Origin of the sequence: Cypionkella sp., from assembly GCF_034376685.1 — a bacterium.
Classification (GTDB): Bacteria; Pseudomonadota; Alphaproteobacteria; order Rhodobacterales; family Rhodobacteraceae; genus Cypionkella.
In genome coordinates this window covers 34,379-55,069 of the sequence record NZ_JAXMJJ010000005.1, presented here as the reverse complement: position 1 = coordinate 55,069, position 20,691 = coordinate 34,379, and the positions used below count along the sequence as shown (strand labels likewise).

The following is a 20,691-nucleotide window of genomic DNA, read 5'->3' as shown; positions in this document are numbered from 1 at the left end:
AACGCCTGACGATCCAATCGTCAGGCGTTTTTTTCATTCGTGCCGTTGGTCAGATCAGGAGCCCGGCAGCAGGTTAAACAGGCTGCGGTCGCCAAACATCAGGCCAGAGTTCTCGCCAAAGTTATAGGTCGCGCCGATCTTGGCATAGGTTTCCGAGCCTGCATCCGTGTCCAGCGCACCCAGCTCTGCGAACATTTTCGAGCTTTCGCCCAAGCCGAACGAGCCGCGCACCCCATAGCGCGTCAGCGAGGTGCCATCAAACGAGCCGTGATCTACCGAACCGCCGATCCCCACGCCATTGCCCATCACCATGCCGCCGCTGATGCCCATTACGGTCCCGCTGTTGCCACTGTCTTCGGCATGCGCGACATAGCCCTGTACGCCGCCGGTGCCAAAATTCTGTGCCGCTTCAACCCCGTAGAAATCGGTGCTTCCGCCATTCACCGCGTCGATGCCGTAGAATGCCCCGATCGCCGTGCTGTCGCCCAGCTTGTAAGTACCGTGGGTGACGAAATTCGTCGCCGTCTCATCAGCGAAGTTCAGCAGGTTGACGCCCAGATCCATCTGCATGCCGAACTGCGGCCCAAACGCCAGCTCAACCGAGCCGCTGATATTGGTCTTGGCGACCGAAAAATCATCGGTAAATCCCGATTGCGACAGCTTGAGTTGCCCACCGGTCATCTCAGCCTGCGCCGCCGAGGCGATCAGAACAAGGCCAGCTGCGGCCAAGGCGTGCTTGGTGAAAACCTGCATAATAGTCACTTTCTTATTTTTGACTGCTTCGGCGGGAGCATAGCGTCAGGGTCTTGCGGCGACCAGCCTCGACACCCTAAGTCTTGGAGCCATCCTGCGACTGTTGCTCCGCAGACTCACGCTCGTACAGGCTGAGCAACCATGTAGAGCGACTTTCACTGCCAGCGCCCTTGCAGATTCTGTCATATCCGCCAATATCGCTTTCGATTGATTGAGAGGCATTTATGACGGCGAACCCACATTTGGCACCAATACTTGACAATTTCGTAACGCAAAAATCCCCCGGCTTTGCCGTCATGGTTCATGCTCCTTGGGGTGCCGGGAAAACACATGCCGTGAAAGCTTGGCTGACGGAAAAGCAGCATCTTTATATCAGCTTATTCGGCGTAGATAGTGCCGCGGCGGTGGAGGAAGCCTTGTTTCAAGCTGCGCTGGACCGCGATGGCGGTAAGGAAACTGGAAAACTCGCAAAACTTTCCTCGCGAGCGTCAGATACTGCGCTTAAGCTTTTGAGCGGGGCATTTGGTAAGGCCACCAATTTTTCTATAGATTTATCAAGCGTATACCGTAAATCGGTTATATCTATGGCTCCTGATTTGCTTGTCTTCGATGATCTGGAACGCGCGCAACTTTCACCTCCACAGCTTCTTTCTATCATTAATCGGTTTGTCGAACATGAGAATAAATCAGTTATCCTAATTGCTAATGAAGATGAGCTGATCACAAAGAAAGATGACGCTGGTGCTGAGGTCCTTTCTGTTCAAAAAAGTGATTACAGTCGATGGCGGGAAAAAGTCGTTGGCAGAAAGATAACTCTAAAGCCCGAAGTCGACCTAGCACTTGACGCTATACTCGGCAATTTGCCCGATGGGGGGCCAGACAAATTCTTGCCGCCCCATCGCGCGATGATTCATCAGATTTTTCTACTTTCAGGGACTGGAAATTTGCGTCTGCTTCGACAGTCACTTGGCGAATTTACGCGTTTTTTCTTTGATATACCTGACAATTACCGCAATCAACCGAAAGCGATGGAGGGATTACTCGCCGATTTTCTCGCACTGTCCGTCGCTTGGCACGCTGGCGATAGATTGACGCGCTCGGATTTCAACTTTCGAGCGAACAGCATGAGGCGTGCGGTGGCGCAAGTGAACAGCAAAGTGATGCAGAAATCGAATATGGAAGTTCTGCAAATTGCGTATTCTAGCTTTGATAGAGTTGGTCTTGATGGCAGGCACCTGCCGACCGAACTTGCTCTGCAAATCATTGTGGATGGCCATGCGACAGAGCAAGAAATAGGTGCGGGCTTCGCTCAAGCTGATGCGTTTAAGCAGATTGTGCAGGAAGCTTGGCGCAGCCTATATTGGTGGCGAAGCATTGACGAAGCTGAAGTCAAAACTGCGATCCAAGCGGTTGAAGCTGAACTGCAAGCAGAGACACTCACGCTTCCGAATGTGATTCTTCATGTTTTCTCCACCTACTTAAGTTTGTCTCACGCAGGAATTTTGGATCAGACTGAAGCAGAGATTGTTTCTCAAGCGCAAGCATATGTTAGTTCGCTTGAAAACAGCGGGAAAATTAGCGCCAGTGGTTCACCAGATCGGGTTCGACAATGGTTGCATGATGATAACTCGGCTGGACTTGGATATTCGTCCAGAGATAGTGAGGCGTTTGTAAGTATATGAGATCTATTGGTTTCTTGTTTGAACCGAGTTCAAGAAAATACCCGTGTTCAAAGACTGCGTCTATTGCTTGACATGATGCGTGATGACTCCGACGGTTACTGGCGTGCAGTTCTTGGTGCAAATTTGGTGAGTGGAATCCCTGATCTTTCACAAGATCCAATCTTTTTGGCAGGTGATCCGGCCGAAGTTGCGAAGGAAGTTTTTGCTTTGCCAGTCGCAAAATGGTCTTCATTCCTTTCGCCGATTAAAGAAAGAGTTGAAGGGCAGGAGCGGTTTTCTCCAAAAGGCAACGATAGTCCCATCTCAGAGAGGGAGTGGTTTAGGGCGTTCCGAAGTGCGGCGACAGAGATTGCGAACGCAGCGACGCCGATACGCAAAGCACAAATGACTTGGGTGCTGGAAGGTCGGTTAGGTTTTTTGGATGTCGAGAACTAGTCTGGCACTTGCCATTCGCTTGCCTACGCCGCTTGCGATATTCAATGTGTTAACAACCTCTTAACACCCCACCCCTAACCCCTTGACAAATCATACATCACCACCCTGTCCACGCGCGGACATATGCCGCCTTGCCCCGCTACCCCTGCTCGGGGCATTGTCTGGCCCAAATAAAACCGGAGGCTGCGATGATTCCCGTAAAAGGCTACGAGGGCCAAAAAGTGGCCGTGCTGGGTCTGGGCCGCTCTGGCCTCGCCACCACCCGCGCCCTGATCGCAGGCGGTGCCGAAGCCCTGATCTGGGATGACAGCCCAGAGGCCCGCGCGAAAGCCGAGGCCGAGGGTTTCCCCTGCACTGACCTGACCCGCGCCGGGGCTTTTGAAGGCGTGGTGGCCCTGATCACCTCGCCCGGCATCCCGCATCTTTATCCCACCCCGAACAAAGTCATCGCCCGCGCTTTAGAGGCCGGGGTGCCGCTCGACAATGATATCGGCCTGTTTTTCCGCAGCTTTGCCGGGCCGGAATGGGACGACTTCGACCTCACCCCCCGCGTGATCTGCGTGACCGGATCGAACGGCAAATCCACCACCACCGCGCTGATCCACCATATTCTTGATGTGGCGGGACGGGCGACGCAGATGGCCGGGAATATCGGCCGCGGTGCGCTGGATATCGAGCCCGCGCAGGATGGTGAGGTCGTGGTGCTGGAGCTGTCCAGCTATCAGACCGACCTCGCCCGCAGCCTGACCCCGGATGTCGCGGTGTTCACCAATCTCTCGCCGGATCATCTGGACCGTCATGGCGGCATGGGGGGGTATTTCGCGGCGAAGCGGCGGCTGTTCTCGGAAGGTGGCCCGGATCGCGCGGTGATCGGGGTGGATGAGGTGGAGGGGCGGTTTCTGGCCAATCAGATGGCCGAGGGGCCGCAGGATGATCGGGTGATCCGAATTTCCTCGGGGCAAAAGCTGGAGGGCTTCGGCTGGTCCGTCTTTGCCCGCAAGGGGTTTCTGGCGGAATGGCGGCGGGGCAAGCAGGTGGCCTCGGTGGATCTGCGCGAGGTGGCGGGGCTGCCGGGGGCGCATAATCATCAGAATGCTTGTGCGGCCTATGCGGCCTGTCGCAGCTTGGGGATCGGGCCGAAGCTGATTGAGACGGCGTTTCATAGCTTTGCGGGGCTGCCGCATCGCAGCCAGTTGGTGGGGGAAAAGGCCGGGGTGCGGTTTATCAATGACAGCAAGGCCACCAATGTCGATGCCGCCGCGAAGGCATTGCAGGCGTTTCCGAAGATCCGCTGGATTGCCGGTGGGATGGGCAAGGAGGGCGGGATTGCGGGGCTGGTGCCGCATCTGGGATCGGTGGTGAAGGCCTATCTGATCGGGCATTCGGCGCGCGATTTTGCGCTGGAGCTGGGCGACACGGCCTATGAGATTTGTGAGACGATGGAGCGGGCGGTTTCTCGGGCGGCTGAGGAGGCGGTGGCGGGGGAGGTGGTGTTGCTGGCCCCGGCGGCGGCCTCGTTTGATCAGTATCCGAATTTTGAGGTGCGGGGCGATGATTTTGCCGCGCGGGTGAAGGCTTTGGTGGGGTGATTCCGGGTGGTCCCAACTCGGGACCGTTTTTATGTGTTGTTTTTCAATGACTTGATTGCATCACTTTAAGGAAATCTTAACCTTTCTGCGGATTTGCTCTTTTTGAAATACTCCCGCCGGAGGCGTCCGCCGCATGCCGAAGAAGCCTCCGGCGGGGATATTTGAGCAGAGAGGATGACTTTAAGGGGGCGGTTTGCTTACAGCCTGCGAAACGTCGGCACCGGGCCGGAGTTGTCGAAGAATGGCACGCCGGGTTGGGCTTGGCCGTTCAGCAGGGCGGTGACTTCGGCCAAGACGACCTCGGTGATGAAGGGCAGATCGAGCGCGCGGGCTTGGGTCAGGCCGATCCAGTGCAGGTGCGACAGCTCGGTCAGGGTGTCGGCGAAGGTTTCGGTATCGCCCTCCACGCCTGCGGCGGAGGTGAGAAAGAAGCGGGCATCAAAGCGGCGCGGGCGGCCCGGTGGGGTGATGGCGCGGAACATGAAGCGCAAGGCTCCGGGGGCAGGATCTGGCAGCGACAGCCCGGTTTCCTCGGTCAACTCGCGCAGGGCGGCGGTCGCAAGCGTGCCCGGCGCGGGCGCGTCGGTGGGGCAGTTCAGCGTCAGACGATGGGCGCAATCGGCGGTCAGGCCGGGCAGCGTATCGGTGGCATCCTCGGCATCGACGCCGCCACCGGGGAAGACATATTTCGACGGCATGAAGGCGGCGGCATGGCCGCGCTGGCCCATCAGCACCTCAAACCCCACGGCTGCGGGCCGCCACAGCACGATGGTGGCGGCGGGGCGGATCGTATCGGGGGCAGCGCTGCTCACAATTGCTCGGGTGTGGCGGTACGGCGACCAAAGCCATGCATGCGCTTGGCCCATTGCAGCCCAACCATTGCGCCTTTCAGCCGGGGCAGCAGGTACAGCGACAGCGCGACCGTGCCAATCGAGAAGATGGTGACCAGCGTGATCGGCTCGGGGCGGTATTTCACGAACACGAACATCAGGATCGGCGCGAGCAGGTGGCCGACGATGAGAATGGTCATGTAGGCCGGGCCATCATCGGCGCGCTGCGGGGTGAAATCTTCGGCACAGACCGGGCAGTTTTCCCGCACCTTGAGATAGCCCTTCAAAAGCGGCCCCGCGCCACAGTTCGGACAACGCCGCGCCCAGCCGCGCCGCAACGCGGGCCAGGTCGGGCGTTCGGCAAAGGCGTCGTGATCGTGGGTGTGGTCGGGGTTGGCAAGATCGGGGGCGGTGAGCAGGGCAGCGTCGGTCATCGGTGAATCCTGAATGCTAAGTGCATGTTCTAACCGATCTGGGAATGAAAGTTGAGTGCTTCCACAGGGGGGCGGTGCTTTGTCGCAAGACGGCAGAAAACTCTGCGACGGAAAGCCAAAGCTGCGGCGTTTATCTTGCATGAACGCCAGAGCAGAGGTTGTGGCGAGCTTGAGGAGAAGAAAATGAGCAAAGAAAAATTGGCAGGTTCGGCCTTGTTCGTGGTGGCGGCTTTGATGGGGGCTGCGGCCTTTGCACAGGATGCCATGCCGGGAAAGCCCGGACATGGGCCGTTTGATTTCGCGACCTTGGATGCCGACAAGGATGGCAAAGTGACCAAGGCCGAAGTCGAGGCCTTCCGCGCCGCCAAGGTGACCGCGATGGACGCCAACAACGATGGCAAGATCTCGGCTGAAGAACTTGCGGCCCCGCGGATTGCGGCGGCTACTGCCAAGATCAACGCCCGGTCGGCGGATATGGTCGCGAAGATGGACAGCGATGGCGACGGCATGTTGAGCGCCGCTGAACTGGCAACGCGTCCGGGGCCTGAGATGATGTTTGACCGGATCGACGCCGACAAGGACGGCGCTGTGACGCAGGAAGAAATCGATGCGGCGCGCCAAGCCATGCATGAAAAGCACGGCAAGCGCGGGCACGGCAAAGATGGCCACGGCAAGGGCGGCAAACATCGTCCTCCGATGATGGATGACATGGGTGGTCCTGAAACGGGCGATGATCCGGCGAACTGATCAAAGCCTGATCTGACGTCCTGATCCGGGTCAGGCAATGATCCCCAGCGCCGGTGGCCGGGATCGGGGCGTCAAGGGTCGGGGTTTGTGGCACAGGCTGCAAATCCCGATCCGCCTTCAAACGTTGCGAGGCCGGAGCAAGCCGGGTAAGCCTGATGTCAGGATGACAATGCCGCGTGATACTCTTGCAGAATTGGCCGATGAGGCACTGGTGGTGCTTTATGCCAATGGAGACCCCGATGCGGCGCGTCTGTTGGCGCGGCGTCTGTTGCCACGGGTTCTGGGTTATGCCGGGCGGATGCTGTCGGATCGTGCCGAGGCCGAGGATGTGGCCCAAGAGGCGATGCTGAGGCTGTGGAAAGTGGCGCCAGAGTGGCGGCAGGGGGAGGCCAAGGTCTCAACCTGGATCTACCGGGTGGTGGCCAACCTGTGCACCGATCGTTTGCGGGCCCGCAGGCGCAGGCGGGCCGAGGCACTGGATGATGTGGCCGAGCCTGCGGATGGCGCGGCGAGCGTTGTGGCCGGGATGATCGAGGCTGACCGGATGGCGGCTTTGGACGCGGCTTTGGCGCAGCTGCCCGAGCGGCAGCGCGAAGCGGTGGTGTTGCGGCACATCGAGGGGTTCAGCAATCCCGAGATTGCCGAGATCTTGCAGATCGGTGTGGAAGCGGTGGAAAGTTTGACGGCGCGGGGCAAGCGGGCATTGGCGGCAGTCTTGTCGGGCCAGCGGGCGGCTTTAGGCTATGAGGAGGCGGAATGATGGATGATCTTGACGATCTGTTTGCCAGCGCGGCCCGGACCGGGGTGCAGCCTTCCGAGGCGCTGATGGCGCGGGTTTTGACGGATGCGGCGCGGATGCAGGATGCGCCCGAGCGCGTGCAGGTGGCTCCGGCGCGGCTGGGGTGGTTTGCCGGACTGGCTGCGCTGTTTGGCGGTGCGGGGTCTTTGGTGGGTGTGGGTTCGGCTGCGGTTGCGGGGTTGTTTTTCGGCTTTGTGCAGCCAGAGGGTCTGGGATCGGTGACGGATTTGTGGGCGCAGGCTTCGGTGGATCAGGTTGAGCTGATGCCGCAGCTCGATGTGCTTTTGGCAGAGGAATAGGTGATGGGCGAGACGGCTGTGGGGAAACTGCCCGGCAAGGGGTTGCGGATTGCGCTGGCGGTCTCGGTGGCGCTGAACCTGGCCGTGGTGGGGGTGTTTGCGGGCTCGTTCCTGAAAGACCATGAAGAGGGTGGTCCGCGCGGGGTGCGCGAAATCGGCTTTGGCCCGTTTACCGAAGCGTTAAGCCGCGAAGATCGCAAGGCGCTGCGCAAGGCGGTGCTGGCGCGGATGCCGGGGATACGGCAGGCGCGGCAGGAAGCCGGGCAGGACGCGCGCAATCTGCTGGGCGTGCTGCGGGCCGAGCCGTTTGATCCGGCACAGCTTGCGGCGCTGTTGGAGGCGCAGCGGGTGCGGATGGCGGGGCGGTTTGAGGTGGGACAGGAGGTGATGCGCGATCTGCTGGTGGCGATGACCCCCGAGGCGCGGCTGGCCTTTGCGGATCGGCTGGAGCAGCGCTTGCAGCATGGCGGCAAGGGGCGGGGGGACAAGCCGGAGACTGACGGGCCGCCACCGAAGCCCTAGGGTTTCAGGATTGCGTTTGGGCCGGGGCATGGCAGTGGCCCGGCCTTTTCAATGCCTACGTCAGGCGGCGTTGCAGCTGATGGTGACCCGGTTGCGGCCCGCCGATTTGGCGTACAGCAGCGCGTGGTCGGCGCGGTCGATGAGGTCGGACAGGGTATCGCGGATGTCGGCGGCGGCGATATCGGCAGAGGTCGCAAGGCCGATCGAAACAGTGACGTGCAGGGTGGTGAGAGTGCCGACGCGCACCGGGGTTTCTTCAATCGCATGGCACAGCCGTTCGGCAATACCGCGCGCCTCTGGCAGTGAGGTTTCCGGCAGGGCGATCAGGAATTCTTCGCCACCAATGCGGGCCAGCAGATCGCCGCTGCGCAGATTGCGGCCAAGCCTGTCTGCCACGTCGATCAGCACCGCGTCGCCTGCGGCATGGCCCCAGCGGTCATTCACCGATTTGAAGCGATCCAGATCGACCACCATCACGGCGAATTCCTGTCCCGAGCGGCGCGAGATATCGGCAATGGCGGCCAACTGCGCCATGCAGTAGCGCCGGTTGTGCAGCCCTGTCAGGCTGTCAATCATCGCCAGCCGCAGGCCGTCTTGCACGGAGGCGCGCAGAGCATCGGCTTCGCGTTTGCGGGCGAGCAGGCGGACCAGACGCAATGCCAGTTCTTCGGCCAAAATGCCATGTGGCACCAGATCATGTGCACCCAGATCAAACGCCACAGCCGCGCCGATGCCGCTGCCAAGGCTGGATTGCACGCAAAAAGCGGCGTGGCGGGTGTGGGTGCGGCTGCGCAGTTCCGACATCAACCGCAGACCAGAACCCGGACCGTTGACATCGGATTCGATCAGAAACACATCGGGGGAGGCACCCGGATGCAGACCTTCGGTCATCGCCTCTTCCGGCGTCATGGCAAGCACGCGGTCGGCCAGGTGCGGGGCCATGTCGCGGCGCAGCTTCAGGGCGACATCACTGCGCGCGGCGATGATGGCGATCACGCCGGGCTGATAAAACGTCGCCGGAGCTTCGGCCAGACCCAGCATGGCGATCCCGTCATGATGCGGCGAGAAGCCTTCCACATCGTCCCGCGCGCGCATGAAACTGCGGATGCGCGCCAGCAGGATTTGATCATCCAGCGGCTTTTGCAAGAAATCATCGGCACCGCAGCGAAAGGCGGCACAGCGCGCGGCACTGTCCTGAACCGTCGAGAACATCACCACCGGCACATGCCGCAGCGTGGGTTCTGCGCGCAATCGCTCCAGCAGCTGCAAGCCGGACATGTCTGGCAGCGTCAGATCCAGCAGGATCAGATCGGGCGCTTGTTGCAAAGCGAGTTCGAGACAGGCCGCCCCATTTGCCGCCAACAGCGGTGTGTAGCCCGCCGCAGCCAGCTTGACCTTCATGACGATGCGATTTGTCGCAACATCGTCTACAATGAGAATCTTGCCAGCCATTGCCGAGACGCCTGATTTGAGTGTTAAGGTTGTGGCTCCAGTGTCCGCCGAAAGGGTTAATAAATCCTTTCTAAAACCAATATCTCAGATGCATAATTTCGACGAAATCCGAGAAAAACCTAGGAAATACGGCATGAATAGGCGGGAATCTGCTGAAACTCTGGCTTTGCAGGCCTTTGCTTGGCTTTTGGCGCAGGACGATTTGGTGGGCGTATTCCTTAACGCGACCGGGGCCGGGCAGGGCGAACTTGCCGCCCTTGCGGGCGATCCAGTGTTTCTGGGTGCGGTGCTGGATTTCCTGATGGAGGATGATGCGCGGGTGATCGGGTTCTGCGACGATGCAACGCTGCCCTATACGGCGGTGATGCAGGCGCGGGCGGCCTTGCCCGGCGGCGAATTGCCGAACTGGACCTGATTGCGTTTTCCAAATTGGCGCGGCAGGGTGCGCTGAAAGCGCTGGAGCAGTCTACCAGCACAAGTGGGGGACGCGATGATTGAGGCGCTGATTTTCGACAAAGACGGCACGCTGTTTGATTTCCGCCTGAGCTGGGGGGCATGGACCAAGGGGCTGCTGTCCGAGCTTGGCGATGCCGATGGGCTGCTGGCTTCGGTGCTGGGCTATGATGCGCTGCGCAATGATTTCGCGCCGGACAGTCCGGTGATCGCGATGACCACGCCCGAGATCGCCGATATTCTGTTGCCACATCTGCCGGGGATGCGGCTGGAAGAGCTGCTGGCGATGATGAACCAGCTTGCTGCGGATGCGCCGATGGTGCCGGCGGTTGATCTGCCTGCGGTGCTGGGGGCGCTGCGCGCGCGCGGGTTGAAGCTGGGGTTGGCGACCAATGATACCGAGGTGCCTGCGCGGCGGCATCTGGACGGAGCAGGGGTGCTGGGGTTGTTCGATTTCGTCGCGGGCTGCGATTCCGGTTTTGGCGGCAAGCCTGCGCCGGGGCAGTTGTTGGCCTTTGTGCAGCACTGCGGCTTGACGCCGGGCCGGGTTGCCATGGTGGGCGATAGCTTGCATGATCTGGATGCGGGTCGCGCGGCGGGGATGAAGGCCGTGGCAGTGCTGACGGGCATCGCGGTGGCGGCAGATCTTGAGGCGCATGCCGATGTGGTTCTGACCAATATCAGCGAGTTGGCGGCCTGGATTGACGGTTTGGCCGCCGCTTAACCGGGTCAGAAGATAAAAACGACACATTTGCGTCGGGAACGTGGTGCGCTAAGGCGGCTGGTTTCGTTCATCTTGGCAACCAGCAGTGGCCACGGTTCTGGCTACAGGAATGGAGACGCCAGATGAGCGATGACGCAAGCCGCAAACGCATCCGTGCCGGGGGCCGTGCGGGCAACAAAAGCCGCGCAGGCTCGGCGATCATTGATCAGATGCCGTGGCGGATTCCAGTCAATAATGACCGGCCGATTGAACCTTTGGATGCCGATGGCGTGCAGGCGGTGCACAAGGCGACGATGCGGATTTTGAAGGAAATCGGCATCGAGTTTCTGAACCCCGAAGCGGTGGCTTATCTGAAGCAGGCCGGTTGCGTGGTGAACGGCACCAACGTCAAGATGGACGAAGATTTCGTGATGGAGATGCTGGGCCACGCGCCTGAATCGTTCACCATCACGCCGCGTAACCCCGAGCGTGAGTTGATCATGGGCGGCAAGCATATGCTGTTCGTCAATGTATCCTCTCCGCCCAATGCCTGGGATCTGGAGCGTGGCAAGCGCACTGGAGACTTTGAAACCTTCAAAGAATTCATGAAACTGACGCAGTATTTCAACTGTATCCATATCGCGGGCGGCTATCCGGTGGAGCCGGTGGATATTCACGCGAGCGTGCGGCATCTGGATTGTCTGTATGAAAAGCTGACGCTGACGGACAAGGTGGTGCACGCGTATTCGCTGGGGGCCGAGCGGGTCGAGGATGTGATGGAGATGGTCCGCATTGCGGGCGGTCTTTCACAGGAGGAGTTTGACGCGAAGCCCCGGATGTATACCAACATCAACTCGGTCTCGCCGTTGCAGCACGATTATCCGATGCTGGATGGCGCGATGCGGTTGGCCAAGCGTGGGCAACCGGTGGTGATCACGCCGTTTACCTTGGCGGGGGCGATGGCGCCGGTGACGATGTCGGGGGCGGTGTCGCTGTCTTTGGCGGAAGGTTTGGCGGGCGTGGCCCTGCTGCAATATATCAATCCGGGTTGTCCGGTGGCTTTGGGGACGTTTACCTCGAACGTCGATATGAAGTCGGGTGCGCCGGCGTTTGGCACGCCGGAATATATGCGCGCGACCCAGATGACCGGGCAGTTGGTGCGGTTTTATGGGCTGCCGCTGCGGTCTTCGGGCACCTGTGCGGCGAACGTGCCGGATGGGCAGGCGATGTGGGAGACTTCCAACAGCCTGTGGGCGGCGGTGCAGTCGCGCACCAATATGGTCTATCACGCGGCGGGTTGGCTGGAGGGCGGGCTGATCGCCAGCCCCGAAAAATTCATCATGGACTGCGAAGTTTTGCAGATGATTCAGCGCTATTTTGAGGATTCCGTGGTGGCTGTCACCCCGGATGATCTGGCGTTTGAGGCGATTAAGGGCGTGGGGCCGGGCGGGCACTATTTTGGCTGCCAGCACACGCAAGACCGCTACGCTACCGCGTTCTATGCGCCGATCGTGTCGGATTGGCGGAACTATGAGGCCTGGCAGCAGGATGGATCAATCTGGACGGTGGAGCGGGCGCACCGGATCTACAAGCAGATCATCGCGGAATTTGAGGCGCCCGAGATGAATGGCGATCATCAGGAACAGCTGCGGCAGTTCGTGGCCAAGCGTAAACAAGAGGGTGGCGCGCCGACCGATTTCTAAGGAGTGGCGGAAGCTGAGGCAGGGCCTGTGCGGTTTTCGCACGGGCCTTTTTGCATTCTGCGAAGCGGCCTGTTCTAAATTGCGAAATCGCGGCGGCTTGGCGGTGTTCGGTTTGGGAATTGTTAATACCCTGCGCCTAAGCTTGGGGAGAATCATTTTGCGAGTGTCTCCATGCACGGCCTGATCAACCGCTCGATCCAGTGTTTTCTGCGCGACACCTATGGTGGCGCGACCTGGTCTGCGATTGCGGGTGAGGCGGGGCTTGGTTTTGACAATTTTGAACCGCTGCTGAGTTATGACATCGTCCTGACCGAAGGCGTGATCGACGCCGCCGCGCGGCATTTGCAGCGCCCGCGCGAAGGCGTGCTGGAGGATCTGGGCACCTATCTGGTGTCGCATCCCAATCTTGAGGCGCTGCGGCGGCTGTTGCGCTTTGGCGGCGTGAGCTTTCTGGATTTTCTGCATTCGATGGAGGATCTGCCCGAGCATGGCCGGTTGGGGCTGCCCGATCTGGAAGTTCCTGAATTCACGCTGGTGGATCAGGGCGAGGGGCGGTTTTTGCTGCATGTCTCGCGTCTGCTTGATGGCGTGGGGCATGTCACCGTGGGGTTGCTGCGGGCGATGGCGGATGACTATGGCGCGCTGGTGGTGCTGGACCATATCGGGATTGAAGGCGGGCGTGAGGTGATTGCGGTGCATCTGCTGGATCACGCTTATGCAGAGGGGCGGCGATTTGAACTCGCTCTGCCAGAGGTCTGAGATGCCGGGTGCGAGTTTAAGCAAAGCGGCGCTGTCACGGTTGATGCCGATGCATGTGGGCCTGGATGCGGCGGGGCTGATCACCTCGGTCGGGCCAACCTTGGCCAAGTTGATCGAAGGGCCTATCCCGTTCAAGGTGCCGTTCCTGAAGGTTTTTGAGGTGCGAAGGCCAGCAGGGATCACCTCGATGGAGGCGTTGCGGGTGCGGGCCGGGGCGCGTCTGCATCTCAATCTGCGCGGTAAGGGTGACGCGTTTCGTGGGCTGGCGGTGCCGTCAAGCGGCGGCGGGATTTTGCTGAACCTGTCGTTTGGCATCCGGCTGATCGACGCCGTGCGGCAACATGCGCTGACCGATGCGGATTTTGCCGCCACCGATATGGCGGTGGAAATGCTGTATCTGGTGGAGGTCAAGCAAGCGGTGATGACCGAGCTGCGGCGGTTGAACCTCAGTTTGCTGGGGGCGAAGACCACGGCAGAGGAACAGGCTTTGACTGACACACTGACGGGGCTGCGCAATCGGCGGGCGCTGGAGGTGTCGCTGCCTGCGCTGATCGGGCAAGGTCTGGCGTTCGGGCTGATGCATATTGATCTGGATTATTTCAAGCAGGTCAACGACACGTTGGGCCATGCGGCAGGGGACGTCGTGCTGCGCGAAGTGGCAAAGGCTTTGGTCGAGGAAACCCGCGCCTCGGACATGGTGGCACGGGTGGGCGGTGATGAATTTGTCGTGCTGCTGCCGGGGCTGTCGGATGCGGCGCGGCTGAAGCAGATCGCGCGGCGCATGATTGATCGCTTGACGCAACCGATTGATTTTGAAGGCGTGCCCTGCCGGATTTCTGCGTCTATCGGTCTGACGATCTCGACGCTGTATGATCAGCCAGATGGCGAACGGATGCTCAGCGATGCCGATGCCGCGCTTTATGCATCCAAGCGCGCGGGGAGGGCGCAGGCGCGGTTTCATCAGCCCGCGCGGGAAGGCACGCTTTCGGCGTAAGGTTTCTGGCGGTCAGGCGATCTGGCCTATCTTGCCTCACCATGCGCCCGAAGACTTGGGCGCATGGTGAGGCTGTTGTGCCCAATGAAGCGACAACTGCGCTAGACCGCCAGAAACTCTTTGACGAAAGCGGTGGCGGGGCGGGCGCGGATGTCTTGCGGGCGGCCGATTTGCTCGATGCGGCCCATCGACATGACGACGACCAGATCGGCAAGCTCCATTGCCTCATCTTGGTCGTGCGTCACGAACACCGTGGTGAGGCCCGTGGTGTCGTGAATTTCACGCAGACCGGCGCGGAGTTCTTTGCGCACACGGGCGTCCAATGCGCCGAAAGGCTCATCCAGCAGCAGCATCCGGGGTTCAATCGCCAAGGCGCGCGCGAGCGCGACGCGCTGGCGCTGGCCGCCGGAAAGCTGGCTTGGGTAGCGCGCACCGATGTCGGGCAGCTGGATCAGTTCCAGCAGTTTGGTGACGCGGCGGGCGATTTCAGCCTTGGCAGGGCGCTGGGCGCGAGGGCGCGCGCGCAGGCCGTAGGCGATGTTTTCAAACACTGTCATATGGCGGAACAAAGCGTAGGACTGAAACACGAAGCCTGCACGGCGGTCTTGCACCGTCATGTTGGTGGCGTCGGAGGCATCGAACAACACCCGGCCCGCGGTGGGAAATTCGAGGCCACCGAGGATGCGCAGCAGGGTGGTTTTGCCGGACCCTGAGGGACCAAGCAGCGCCACCAGAGCGCCCGATGGGATCGACAGCGAGACCGGATGCAGGGCTGCCGTCGTGCCGAACTCTTTGGAAATATGATCAATTTCGATTTGCATGGGCTGGCCTTTCAATGACGGTGTGCGGCGGCAAGCTGATCGGCAAAGCGCCATTCCAGCAGGGTTTTCAGGGTGAGCGTCAGCAGGGCCAGCAGAGCCAGAACGGCGGCGAGGCTGAAGGCGGACACCGAGAGGTATTCGTTGTAAAGCATCTCAATGGTGATCGGCATGGTGGCGGTTTGGCCGCGGATTTTGCCGGAGACCACTGCAACGGCACCGAATTCCCCCATCGCGCGGGCGTTACAGAGGAGGACTCCGTAGAGCAGCGCCCAACGGATGTTGGGCAGGGTGACGGTGAAGAAAATGCGCCAGCCGGAGGCCCCGAGAGTGAGGGCGGCTTCTTCTTCGGCGCGGCCTTGCTCGATCATCACCGGGATTAGCTCGCGCGCGACGAAGGGGAAGGTCACGAACATCGAGGCGAGGATGATCGAGGGCAGGGCGAAGACGATCGGGTAGCCTTGGGCGACCAGCCAGCCGCCGATAGCGGTGTTGGCCCCAAAGGTGAGCACAAGGCAGAGGCCCGCGACGACCGGAGAAACCGAAAACGGCAGGTCGATCAGGGTGATCAGCAGGGCTTTGCCGCGAAAATCGTATTTGGTGATGAACCAAGCGGCGGCGATGCCGAAGACGGCGTTGAGCGGGACTGCCACGGCGGCGACGATCAGGGTCAGCTTGATCGCGGATGAGGCCTCGGGGTTGGCGAGGGATTTGACGGCCTCAACCGCGCCTTTCGACAGAGCCTCGGCGAAGACGGCGACGAGCGGGGCGAACAGCAGGAAGGCGAGGAACACGACGACCACGGCGATCAGGCCCAGCCGGAAGCCGGGGGATTCGGTGGTGACGGGGCGGTGCGCTTGCGGGGCTGCTGGTTTCGGCCAATGGGTCAGGGGGGTGTCAGACATAGCCAATCCTCCGGCGGCTGAGCACTTGGATCGCGTTGATCAGCAAGAGCATGGCGAAGGAAATCAACAGCATGGCGATGCCGATGGCGGTGGCACCGGTGTAGTTGAATTCTTCCAGTTTGATGACGATCAGCAGGGGGGCGATCTCGGTTTTCAACGGGATGTTGCCTGCGATGAAGATCACCGAGCCGTATTCGCCAACCGCGCGGGCCAGCGACAGGGCAAAGCCGGTGAGCGCGGCGGGGGCGAGCATTGGCAGCACCACGCGGCGCAGGGTGTAGGCGCGGGTGGCCCCGAGGGTGGCGGAGGCTTCTTCGACCTCGCGCTCGATTTCCTCGATTACCGGCTGCACGGTGCGGGTGACGAAGGGCAGGCCGACGAAAATCAGCGCCAGCAGAATGCCCCATTGGGTATAGGCAATCTTGAAGCCAAGGTCGCGGGCGATGGCCCCGAAAACGCCGTTCGGGGCGTAAAGTGCGGTCAAGGCGATGCCTGCAACGGCCGTTGGCAGCGCGAAGGGGAGGTCAACGGCGGCGTCCAGCAGGCGGCGACCGGGGAAGCGGTAGCGCACCAGAACCCAAGCGAGGGCCACGCCGAACACCAGATTGATCAGGGCGGCATAGAGCGACAGTTTGAAGGACAGAAACAAGGCGCCCCAGATCCGGGGGGTGTTCACCTCGGCCCAGAGGGTTGGCAAACCGGCGCTGGCGCCCTTCAGAAGAAGGGCGCCGATTGGCAGCAAGACCACAAGCGACAGCATGGTGAGGGTGATCCCGGCACTGAGTGCCATGCCGGGAAGCGGGGATCTGTTGATCAGGGATCTGCTCATGGCGTCACTTCGCGGTGTAGATCTGGTCGAAGATGCCGCCATCGCCGAAGTGATCCTTCTGCGCCTTGGCCCAGCCGCCGAAATGGCTGATGTCGACCAATTCAAGCGCGGGGAAGCGGGCGACGTCAGCCGGATCGGCTTTCGAAGTATCCCAGCCACGATAGAAGTCTTTGAAAATAATGGCTTGCGCTTCGGGGGTGTAGAGGAAGTTCAGATAAGCTTCGGCCAGTTTGCGCTGCTCGTCATTGTGGATGTTGGCTTCCACCAAGGCGACAGGGGGTTCGGCGAGGATGGAAACCGAGGGCACGACGATGTCGAACTGATCTTCACCCAGCTCCTTCTGCGCCAGATAAGCCTCGTTTTCCCAAGCCAGCAGCACATCGCCGATGCCGCGCTGCGCGAAGGTGGTGGTGGAGTCGCGCGCACCTTTGTCGAGCACGGGCACATGTTCAAACAGGGCTTTGACATAGGCCTGCGGATCCTGGCCGTTCTTTTCTGCCCAAGCCCAGCCAGCCAGATAGTTCCAGCGCGCGCCGCCCGAGGTTTTCGGATTTGGCGTGATGACTTCAATGTCATCAGCGATCAGATCGCCCCAGTCCTTGATGCCCTTCGGATTGCCTTCACGCACCAGGAACACGATGGTCGAGGTATAGGGCGACGAGTTGTGCGGCAGTTTTGACTGCCAGTCGGCGGGCAATTTGCCCTCGGAGGCGATCTTGTCGATGTCGGCGGCCAGCGCCAGCGTCACCACCTGCGCATCAAGGCCTTCGATCACCGCGCGGGCTTGTGCGCCGGAACCGCCGTGGCTGGACTCGATGGTTGGGGCCGGGTTGCCTGCGGCGGTGTAGCTTTCGATGAAAGCGGCGTTCAGGTCTTTGTAAAGCTCGCGCGTTGGGTCGTAGCTGACGTTCAGCAGGGTTTCAGCGCGCAGCTCTTGGGCTGCCGAGATGCTGAGATACAGCGCAGAGAATACGATCAGCGCGGCCCTGCCCAACCAGTTTTCGCGCACCGGGAAGCCTGTGAAATCACGCTCGCCCGTGGTGATGGTCACGCGGCCATCGGGATGGCGCTGGGTGAGCGTGCCTTGGGCGGTCGGCTTGTCAGAAGCCGAGATCGGGCCAGCAAGGGTGATGGTGGTCAGCATTGGGTTCTCCTGCGGAAGGGATTGGCGTTTCGCCGGGAAGGGGAGGGCGGGGATCAACCCGAGAATGGGGGCGGTCATCTGGCGTAGGGGTCCAAAGGCTCGATGCGGGTTTCCCACAGGCGGCTGTCGCGGCCATCGAGCAATTCCCGCACGGCGGATTGCGGATCATGGGTGAAGCGGACCAACGGGCTGCCCGAGACGCGATGCGCGCGCCCGGTGCGGCGGTCGATCAGCGAGACTTGATAGGCGCAGGACATCGGTGCCGGACGGCTGAAGTTTGATGGGGAAGCTGCGAACATGTTGGTCTCCTCAAGATCGATTATGTCGATGCCTTAATAACGACAGAGTTAGTCGAGTTTAGCAACGGAAAAATAACGCTCTTTTTTGTCGTGATTATAGAAGAAAATTCTCTCTGCTTGATTTTCAAGGGGTTGAGGGCCGCAGAGCTAACTTTGTTCACATATAGTTAAGTGAAAACAATATCTTATCGGATTCTTAGAATATATCACGATAAAGACGGTAGACATTTAGAATTTTTGCCTCATCCTTAGGGCAGAACCAGAAGGGGAACGGCTATGGCCGAACTTGATCAGATTGATCGCAAGATTATCGCCGAGTTGATGCGCGATGCGACGCTGCCTGTGGCGCAGATTGCCGACCGGGTGGGGCTGTCACAGACGCCGTGCTGGAAGCGGATTCAACGGCTTGAGGCCACCGGCATCGTCACCGGACGGGTGGCGATGGTGGACCCTGCGCGGCTGGGCTTTGGGCTGACGGTGTTTGTCGAGGTCGAGGCGGTGGATCACTCAGCTGAGTGGCGCGAGGCCTTCATGAAGGCGACCGAGTCGATCCCTGAGATCATGGAAGTCTACCGGATGGCCGGAGAAATGGATTATCTGCTGCGGGTTTCCGTGAGCGATACGGCGGATTTTGACGGGCTTTACAAGCGACTCACTGATGCGGTGGCGATCAAGAATTTCACCTCGCATTTCGTGATGGAGCGGATGAAATTTGGCACCGCCTATCCGGTGGATACCCAGCGGCGTTAGGGGCTGGGGCCGCGGTTTTCGCGCGGCCCGACCTGATCAGTCCCGCTTGTCCCACTCAAGGGCGGGGCCCACGGGCACAAGGCCCAGCGGGTTCAGGGTTTTGATCGAGTAATAACCGCGTTTGATATGATCGATGCTGACGGTGTCGCGGATGCCGGGCAGGTTCAGGATGCGCAGCATATAGGCTTGCAGGTTTGGGTAATCGGCGATGCGGCGAAGGTTGGTTTTGAACAAGCCGTGATAGGCAGCGTCAAAGCGGATCAAGGTGACGAAGGCGCGGATATCGGTTTCGGTGAACTGGTCACCATGCAGGTAGGGGCGGTTGTCGGACAGGCGCTGCTCTAAGCTGTCGAGCGTGGTGAAGACATCGGCGAAGGCGGATTCGTAGGCGGTTTGCGTGGTGGCAAAGCCCGCGCGGTAGACGCCGTTGTTCAGGGCGGGATAGATCGCATCGTTCAGCGCGTCGATCTCGGGGCGCAGCGCTTCGGGGTAAAGATCGGGGCCAAAGGCGAGGTTGCCGAAACCAGAGTTGAGCATCCGCACAATGTCAGCCGATTCGTTGTTGACCAGCGTGTCGGTGTGTTTGTCCCACAGCACCGGCACGGTGGCGCGGCCCGACATATGCGGGTCGGCGCGGGTGTAGATCTCGTGCATATAGGTGGCGTTGTGCAAGTGGTCGGGCGTGCTGCCGGGATAGCCGCCAAAGCGCCAGCCTTGGTCGGTCAGGGCGGGATTGACGACAGAGACCGATATTGCCTGCTCCAAGCCTTTGAGCTTGCGTGCAATCAGTGTGCGAGAGGCCCAAGGGCAGATCAAGGCGACGTAGAGGTGATAGCGCCCGGCTTCGGCTTTGAAGCCGGATGCGCCGTCGGGGGTGATCCAGTTGCGGAACGTCGATTGCTGACGCACAAAGCCGCCTTCGGCGTCTTTCGCCTGCACCGGCTGCCAGTTGGCGACCCATTTACCATCCACCAGCATGTTACACGACCTTCGGCGACAGGGTGATCGGGGTGCCCCACGGATCGGTCAGCGTGGTGGGCAGGTTGGCGCGCAGGGCGGCGAGGGGGGCGGAATCCGCCAGAATCTCCAGATCGGCGAGGCCGGTGGAGGGGAAGTTGCGCGGGCCAGCGCCCCGGCTGTTCCAAGTGTTGGTGGCGAGGTGGTGGTGGTAGCCGCCGGATCCGTAGAAGGCCGCACCGGGGTAATGCGTGGTGATCGCAAAGCCAAGTTCACCGCTGTAGAAGGCCTCGGCCTCTGGGACCGATCCGGCTTGCAGGTGGACGTGACCGATCACCGTGCCTGCGGGGGCTTGGGTGAAGGGGGCCTTGGCCGATGCGGCGAGGTTGTTCAGATCAAGCCCGTTGGTGGCCATTTGAATCTGGCCGTCTTGGGTTTTCCACGCAGAGCGGGGGCGGTCGATATAGATCTCGATGCCGTTGCCTTCGGGGTCAGACAGATAGATCGCCTCGCTGACGAGGTGGTCGGAAGCGCCCTCCAGCGGCAGTTGGCTGTCAGAGGCGTGCAGCAGCCACGCGCCAAGATCGGCGCGGGATGGCAACAGAAAAGCGGTGTGAAACAGGCCCGCTTCCTTTGGGCTGCGACGGCGGGCGGCTTTGTCAGAGCGCAGTTCCAGCAGGGTTGTGTTGCCCGCGCCCAGCCGCAGAGTTTCGCCATCATTGCTGAGTTCAGCCAAGCCAAGCGCTTGTTTATAAAACGAACCGACACGCCCGATGTCATTCACCGTCAGGGCGACGCGGCCGATTTCCAAGGGGGCAGATGCAGTGGACATGTC

The 20,691-nt window shown here is 60.7% G+C and carries 24 protein-coding genes; 13 read left to right on the top strand and 11 right to left on the bottom strand.

The window, feature by feature from the left end:
* Positions 1-54: 54 nt before the first annotated feature.
* A complete protein-coding gene (locus U1A24_RS02230) occupies positions 55-753 on the bottom strand; it encodes a hypothetical protein (RefSeq protein WP_322320360.1) in 699 nt (232 codons plus the stop codon).
* A 224-nt stretch (positions 754-977) separates the two neighbouring features.
* Between U1A24_RS02230 and U1A24_RS02225 the strand changes: the two genes are divergently transcribed.
* The 3 genes from U1A24_RS02225 (at position 978) to murD (ending at position 4,459) form a co-directional block, all read left to right on the top strand.
* Positions 978-2,435, top strand: coding sequence for a P-loop NTPase fold protein (locus tag U1A24_RS02225; protein WP_322320359.1), 1,458 nt, complete (start codon positions 978-980; stop codon positions 2,433-2,435).
* Positions 2,436-2,510: 75 nt separating this feature from the next.
* Positions 2,511-2,870, top strand: a complete 360-nt coding sequence (locus U1A24_RS02220; protein WP_322320358.1) for a hypothetical protein — start codon at positions 2,511-2,513, stop codon at positions 2,868-2,870.
* Positions 2,871-3,058: 188 nt separating this feature from the next.
* Positions 3,059-4,459, top strand: coding sequence for a UDP-N-acetylmuramoyl-L-alanine--D-glutamate ligase (gene murD / locus U1A24_RS02215; protein WP_322320357.1), 1,401 nt, complete (start codon positions 3,059-3,061; stop codon positions 4,457-4,459).
* A gap of 197 nt (positions 4,460-4,656) precedes the next feature.
* On the opposite strand, the gene U1A24_RS02210 is transcribed toward murD, so the two are convergent.
* The gene (locus U1A24_RS02210) at positions 4,657-5,274 is read right to left on the bottom strand and encodes an NUDIX hydrolase (protein WP_322320370.1); all 618 of its coding nucleotides are present in this window, start codon (positions 5,272-5,274) and stop codon (positions 4,657-4,659) included.
* A complete protein-coding gene (locus U1A24_RS02205) occupies positions 5,268-5,723 on the bottom strand; it encodes a DUF983 domain-containing protein (RefSeq protein WP_322320356.1) in 456 nt (151 codons plus the stop codon). Before U1A24_RS02205 ends, U1A24_RS02210 begins: the two co-directional genes overlap by 7 nt.
* 183 nt (positions 5,724-5,906) lie before the next feature.
* On the opposite strand from U1A24_RS02205, the gene U1A24_RS02200 reads away from it, so the two are divergent.
* The 4 genes from U1A24_RS02200 to U1A24_RS02185 all read left to right on the top strand — a co-directional run bounded on the left by U1A24_RS02200 (position 5,907) and on the right by U1A24_RS02185 (position 8,090).
* Entirely contained in the window at positions 5,907-6,470 is a 564-nt protein-coding gene (locus tag U1A24_RS02200) for an EF-hand domain-containing protein (protein WP_322320355.1), read from the top strand.
* 163 nt (positions 6,471-6,633) lie between these two features.
* The gene (locus tag U1A24_RS02195) at positions 6,634-7,230 is read left to right on the top strand and encodes an RNA polymerase sigma factor (protein ID WP_322320354.1); all 597 of its coding nucleotides are present in this window, start codon (positions 6,634-6,636) and stop codon (positions 7,228-7,230) included.
* Positions 7,230-7,568 carry a dihydroorotate dehydrogenase gene (locus tag U1A24_RS02190; RefSeq protein WP_322320353.1) on the top strand — a complete coding sequence of 113 codons (339 nt, stop codon included), beginning with the start codon at positions 7,230-7,232 and terminating at the stop codon, positions 7,566-7,568. Before U1A24_RS02195 ends, U1A24_RS02190 begins: the two co-directional genes overlap by 1 nt.
* A gap of 3 nt (positions 7,569-7,571) precedes the next feature.
* The gene (locus U1A24_RS02185; RefSeq protein ID WP_322320352.1) at positions 7,572-8,090 is read left to right on the top strand and encodes a periplasmic heavy metal sensor; all 519 of its coding nucleotides are present in this window, start codon (positions 7,572-7,574) and stop codon (positions 8,088-8,090) included.
* Positions 8,091-8,150: 60 nt separating this feature from the next.
* On the opposite strand, the gene U1A24_RS02180 is transcribed toward U1A24_RS02185, so the two are convergent.
* Entirely contained in the window at positions 8,151-9,542 is a 1,392-nt protein-coding gene (locus tag U1A24_RS02180) for a diguanylate cyclase (RefSeq protein WP_322320351.1), read from the bottom strand.
* Between the two features lie 133 nt (positions 9,543-9,675).
* On the opposite strand from U1A24_RS02180, the gene U1A24_RS02175 reads away from it, so the two are divergent.
* The 5 genes from U1A24_RS02175 (at position 9,676) to U1A24_RS02155 (ending at position 14,154) form a co-directional block, all read left to right on the top strand.
* Complete coding sequence (locus U1A24_RS02175) at positions 9,676-9,957, top strand: DUF3572 domain-containing protein (protein ID WP_322320350.1); 282 nt, start codon at positions 9,676-9,678, stop codon at positions 9,955-9,957.
* Between the two features lie 75 nt (positions 9,958-10,032).
* Entirely contained in the window at positions 10,033-10,719 is a 687-nt protein-coding gene (locus U1A24_RS02170; protein ID WP_322320349.1) for an HAD family hydrolase, read from the top strand.
* Between the two features lie 122 nt (positions 10,720-10,841).
* Positions 10,842-12,401, top strand: a complete 1,560-nt coding sequence (locus U1A24_RS02165) for a trimethylamine methyltransferase family protein (RefSeq protein WP_322320348.1) — start codon at positions 10,842-10,844, stop codon at positions 12,399-12,401.
* A gap of 171 nt (positions 12,402-12,572) precedes the next feature.
* The gene (locus tag U1A24_RS02160) at positions 12,573-13,160 is read left to right on the top strand and encodes a heme NO-binding domain-containing protein (protein WP_322320347.1); all 588 of its coding nucleotides are present in this window, start codon (positions 12,573-12,575) and stop codon (positions 13,158-13,160) included.
* 43 nt (positions 13,161-13,203) lie between these two features.
* Complete coding sequence (locus tag U1A24_RS02155; RefSeq protein ID WP_322320346.1) at positions 13,204-14,154, top strand: GGDEF domain-containing protein; 951 nt, start codon at positions 13,204-13,206, stop codon at positions 14,152-14,154.
* Between the two features lie 101 nt (positions 14,155-14,255).
* On the opposite strand, the gene U1A24_RS02150 is transcribed toward U1A24_RS02155, so the two are convergent.
* Genes U1A24_RS02150 through U1A24_RS02130 form a run of 5 tightly spaced genes read right to left on the bottom strand, consistent with a single transcriptional unit; the run spans position 14,256 to position 18,149 of the window.
* Entirely contained in the window at positions 14,256-14,975 is a 720-nt protein-coding gene (locus tag U1A24_RS02150; protein ID WP_322320345.1) for a sulfate/molybdate ABC transporter ATP-binding protein, read from the bottom strand.
* A gap of 11 nt (positions 14,976-14,986) precedes the next feature.
* Entirely contained in the window at positions 14,987-15,877 is an 891-nt protein-coding gene (gene cysW, locus U1A24_RS02145) for a sulfate ABC transporter permease subunit CysW (protein WP_322320344.1), read from the bottom strand.
* Positions 15,870-16,706, bottom strand: coding sequence for a sulfate ABC transporter permease subunit CysT (gene cysT / locus U1A24_RS02140; protein WP_322320343.1), 837 nt, complete (start codon positions 16,704-16,706; stop codon positions 15,870-15,872). Before cysT ends, cysW begins: the two co-directional genes overlap by 8 nt.
* Positions 16,707-16,710: 4 nt before the next feature.
* Positions 16,711-17,928: a sulfate ABC transporter substrate-binding protein gene (locus tag U1A24_RS02135; protein ID WP_416173447.1), complete on the bottom strand. Its 1,218-nt coding sequence runs from the start codon at positions 17,926-17,928 to the stop codon at positions 16,711-16,713.
* Complete coding sequence (locus U1A24_RS02130) at positions 17,925-18,149, bottom strand: hypothetical protein (protein WP_322320342.1); 225 nt, start codon at positions 18,147-18,149, stop codon at positions 17,925-17,927. The genes U1A24_RS02135 and U1A24_RS02130 overlap by 4 nt, the downstream gene beginning before the upstream one ends.
* Positions 18,150-18,425: 276 nt before the next feature.
* Between U1A24_RS02130 and U1A24_RS02125 the strand changes: the two genes are divergently transcribed.
* Positions 18,426-18,899, top strand: coding sequence for an Lrp/AsnC family transcriptional regulator (locus U1A24_RS02125; RefSeq protein ID WP_322320341.1), 474 nt, complete (start codon positions 18,426-18,428; stop codon positions 18,897-18,899).
* Positions 18,900-18,935: 36 nt separating this feature from the next.
* On the opposite strand, the gene U1A24_RS02120 is transcribed toward U1A24_RS02125, so the two are convergent.
* Both U1A24_RS02120 and U1A24_RS02115 read right to left on the bottom strand, forming a co-directional pair.
* The gene (locus U1A24_RS02120) at positions 18,936-19,877 is read right to left on the bottom strand and encodes a glutathione S-transferase family protein (protein ID WP_322320340.1); all 942 of its coding nucleotides are present in this window, start codon (positions 19,875-19,877) and stop codon (positions 18,936-18,938) included.
* 1 nt (position 19,878) lies between these two features.
* Entirely contained in the window at positions 19,879-20,688 is an 810-nt protein-coding gene (locus U1A24_RS02115) for a VOC family protein (protein WP_322320339.1), read from the bottom strand.
* Between the last annotated feature and the right edge of the window lie 3 nt (positions 20,689-20,691).